The organism is Chitinimonas sp. (genome assembly GCF_041904975.1).
Taxonomy (GTDB): domain Bacteria; phylum Pseudomonadota; class Gammaproteobacteria; order Burkholderiales; family Chitinimonadaceae; genus Chitinimonas.
The window spans coordinates 1-3727 of the sequence record NZ_JAYRLZ010000358.1 but is presented as its reverse complement, the minus strand read 5'-3'; the positions used below and the strand labels follow the sequence as shown (position 1 = coordinate 3727).

General features: G+C 62.6%; 3 protein-coding genes. 1 reads left to right on the top strand and 2 read right to left on the bottom strand.

From position 1 onward, the window contains the following. Positions 1-454: 454 nt before the first annotated feature. Complete coding sequence (locus tag ACE3OH_RS20715; RefSeq protein ID WP_374357646.1) at positions 455-1444, top strand: hypothetical protein; 990 nt, start codon at positions 455-457, stop codon at positions 1442-1444. Positions 1445-1469: 25 nt separating this feature from the next. Here ACE3OH_RS20715 and ACE3OH_RS20710 read toward each other — a convergent pair whose 3' ends face one another. Both ACE3OH_RS20710 and ACE3OH_RS20705 read right to left on the bottom strand, forming a co-directional pair. Continuing rightward, positions 1470-2618 carry an ABC transporter permease gene (locus ACE3OH_RS20710; RefSeq protein ID WP_374357643.1) on the bottom strand — a complete coding sequence of 383 codons (1149 nt, stop codon included), beginning with the start codon at positions 2616-2618 and terminating at the stop codon, positions 1470-1472. A 34-nt stretch (positions 2619-2652) separates the two neighbouring features. Further along, positions 2653-3727 (bottom strand): ABC transporter permease (locus tag ACE3OH_RS20705; protein ID WP_374357640.1); only part of this gene is annotated, 1075 nt, incomplete at its 5' end.

Sequence of the window (3727 nt, the reverse complement as noted above, 5' to 3'; positions counted from 1 at the left end):
TCCTACAAAAGGCTAGGAGGTCACAGCCCGCCCACGATCAACGATTGCACACAACGCCAGCTACGAAGAGCCCCATCCCCGTCGGCTCTCGCCGAGCACCGCAGCAGCTTGCGGAGTAGTCCGGGGCCGCATGTTTGAGCCCGCACAGCGGGCGAGTTCGGCCACGGCCGCAAGCTGCGAGGAGCGCAGGGAACCCGGCAAAGCCGGGCGAGGCCGTCGGGTCGCCTTTTCTTTCGGTACTTTCTTTTGGCGAAGCAAAAGAAAGTACCCCGGCTGCGGGACGGGCCCCGCTCATAATCATTCGCGCCGCAGGCGCATAAATCCAAGACTGCACATTCGGTGCAATGCGCTTCGCTTCAATTGCACCTTACGGGAATTGCGCCTTACGCCCTTGCTAGCATTGTCCAAGGGATTGCAGTAGCCTGCTTGGCCCTTGAGTCCGGGCAATGCAATCTTGAAAGTTCTCTCGTACATGCAACGCTTCCCAAGCAAGCAATCTGCGCTGCGTCGGCCGTATTGGCTGGCGCTGCTGGCCGTCTTGGCCGCTTGTGGCACGCCAAGTTATCCGCCCGGCTATACGCCCACCAAATGGGAGCGTTTTGTCAGCGTGCCGGGGCAGGACTATCCGGTGCCTGAGCAATGGCTGGCGACCGCCGAAGGACGTATTGCCCACCATCTGCTGTTGCCCGACAGCGTGCCCAAGCCGGTGCCGTTTGATTTTGCCAAGGCGCAGAAACTAGCATGGGGGCGCGATGCGCCGAATGTTGCCTGGCAGTATTTCGACCACCTGTGCAAAACCGAGGCGGGCGCCTGGGTGTTCAGAACCGTAGACAATGTTGAAGGGCTGTACTTTGCACGACCGGAAGCGGAACCATCGGATGACATCCTTCGCGATTCTTATGGGCCGGAAGCGCCGTGGATAGAGCGGCAATTTCAAACGGTGGGCCAGTCACTGCATTGGCAAGGTCGGATGTTTGTCAATCCGCCATACGAAAACTTCAAGTTTGTCGAGCAGCCGCGTCGCAACGGTGTTGATTGGCAAAAGGCCATCGCTGAGCCGTATATCCGTCTGTTCGGTTTTACGACGGCCGTATTCATCAAGCCCGGGCAGGTCGTCGCTGCCCTTAATGAACTCACACCGATGCAGGTGATCGGCATTGCCCGACCTACCGCACGTTATGGCTACACCTGGCGCGGCCTGCGCCGGCCGCGCGATCGGGAATTCAATGTCGCTGGGGGCGAAATACTAGTTTACGACCTCGGCACTCATGAGGTGTTGGGGATAAACCGCAGCTTTTCGATTACCGGTCGCAATGCCAGAGGCCCGGGCTGCGCCGTTTGGCTAACGTCGCTGACTTGTGAACAGACTCGTCTTAACAATCTGAAACGTATAGAAGCCTTTGCATACAAAGTTCTAAAAACAAGCGAGCCTTCGAAAATCTAGTTCAATCGGCAACTTGGCACTACCCTCACCCAAACTGCCGCCGAAACCGCCACAGCCCCAAAGCGGCCAGCAAGCTACCGATCAGCGCCAAGGCCGCAACCGGCCGGGCCAGCGCGACCAGGTCCTGGCCCTTGAGCAAGATGCCGAAGGCGATGTCCATAAAGTGGTGCAGCGGTGAAATCGCCATCAGCTGCACCAGCCACGATGGCATGGCTTCGGGTGGGGTCCAGGCGCCGGACAGGAACAGCATGGGCGCCAGTACCAGAATGGTGAGCATGCCCACCTGCGCCATATTGCGGGCGACGGTGGCGATAAACAGGCCGAGGCCCGAGGTGGCGGCTACATACAGCGCGGTCAGCGCAAAAAATAGCGGCAGGCTGCCACGGCAAGGCACGCCGAACTGCGGCCACAGCACCAGCGCCAGCGACAAGGCGGTGGCCAGCAGGATCACCCCGCCCATGGCCAGCACCTTGGGCAGCAGGATCTGCATCGCGGTTAGCGGCGACACCAGCAACTGCTCCACCGTGCCGCGCTCCTTCTCGCGCACGGCGGCCGAGGCCGGCAGCAGGATGGCAAACACGGTGATGATATTGAGCAGCTGCGACAGGCTCATAAACCAGGCATCGTCCTGATTCGGGTTGTACCAGGCTCGCACCCTGTTCTCGACCATGGGCAGACTGCCGCCGCTGCCCGCGCCCAGCCGCGCCAGGCCGGTTTCGATGGCCAAGCGGCTGACCACCCGGTTGACATAGCTGGCGGCGAGAAAACCCTGCACCGAATTGGAGGTGTCGGCATACACCGCCAGCGAGGTATCGCGGCCGGCGGCCAGGTCGGCGCTAAAGCGCGGCGGGATATCGATGGCCAGCATCGCCTCGCCACGGTCGAGCCGCTCGCGGGCGGCCTTGGCCGGGATCGGCGCCGGCTCCAGCCGGAAGGTGGGCGCCACCAGGCGGCCGGCCAGCTCACGGGCGGCCGGGCCATGGTCGGCGTCGGATAGCACGGTGCGGGCGTGGCTGACCTGCAAGGTGACGCCGGAGCCGGCCAGGTAGATATCCACGGTAAACGCATACAGCACGAATAGCAGCAGGATACGGTCGCGCCACAGCTGGGTGAGCTCCTTGCGGGTCAGGGCGGCCAGCGGGCGCAGCCAGGCAGTCAGGGGGGCGAGTGTCATACGGCATCCAGCAGGGGCGGGGTGGAAATCGACATCAGGCGTTCGGCCGCTTGCTCATCAGCACAAAGCCGAGGCTGAACAGGGCCAGCGCATAGGCGGCCAGCACCAGTAGCTCGCGCCACAGGGTGGCAAAGCCGCCGCCCTTGAGAAAGCAGCCCACGGCGATTTCGGTGAAATACATGGCGGGCAGGGCGTGGGCGATCAACTGGCCGGGGCCGGACAGGCTGGGTACCGGGATCAGCACGCCGGAATACAGCACCGCCGGCACCACTGTGACAATGGCGGTAACGATCATGGCGGCGACCTGGGTGCGGGTCAGCACCGATACCAGCAGGCCGATGCCGGTGGTGCATAGCACATACACCATGGCCGCCACGGCAAAGAAGGGTAGCGAGCCGCGAAACGGCACCCCGAACCACAGGGTGGCGATCAGCCATAGTACCCAGGCGTTCAGGAAGGAAATCAGCACATAGGGTGCCAGCTTGCCCAGCAGGTATTCGCCCTTGCTGAGGTTGGAGGCATACAGATTGAAAATGGCGCCGCTTTCCTTCTCGCGCACCACGCCCAGCGCAGTAAGGAAGGGCGGCGAGATCATCAGGATCACCATCAGCAGCTTGGGCGCAATCGACCACAGGCTGGCCACCGCCTCGTTGTACAGATAGCGCACCGATAGGCGGATCGGAATCAAACGCTGGCGCGCCGCATCCTCGCTCATGCCGCCCTGCCGCGCCATCAGGCGCACCAGCCGGTCGACATTGGCCTGGGCATTGATGGCATCGAGATAGCCCTTGGTCGTCAGCGCGCGGGACGGAAAAGTGCCGTCAAGAATGGTCTGCAGCTCGGCCGGCTTGCCGGCAGCCAGCCGGGCGGCAAAGCCTGGCGGAATGATCAGCGCGGCGCGCACCGTGCCGTTCGCCATCAGCGCATCGAGCTGTTTCGGGTCGCTGAGCTGGCCTTTCAGATTGAAATAGGGGCCGCTGCTGAAGCGGGCGATATAGTCGCGGCTCTCGGCGGTTTTATCCTGGTCCAGCACCGCGAAGGGGATATGCTCGACATCCAGCGACAGCCCCACGCCAAACAGCAGCATCAGCAAGGGCGGGACCACAAAA

Excerpts from the sequence above, each read along its gene's own strand:
- ACE3OH_RS20710 (WP_374357643.1), bottom strand. The coding sequence starts at position 2,618 with ATGACACTCGCCCCCCTGACTGCCTGGCTGCGCCCGCTGGCCGCCCTG.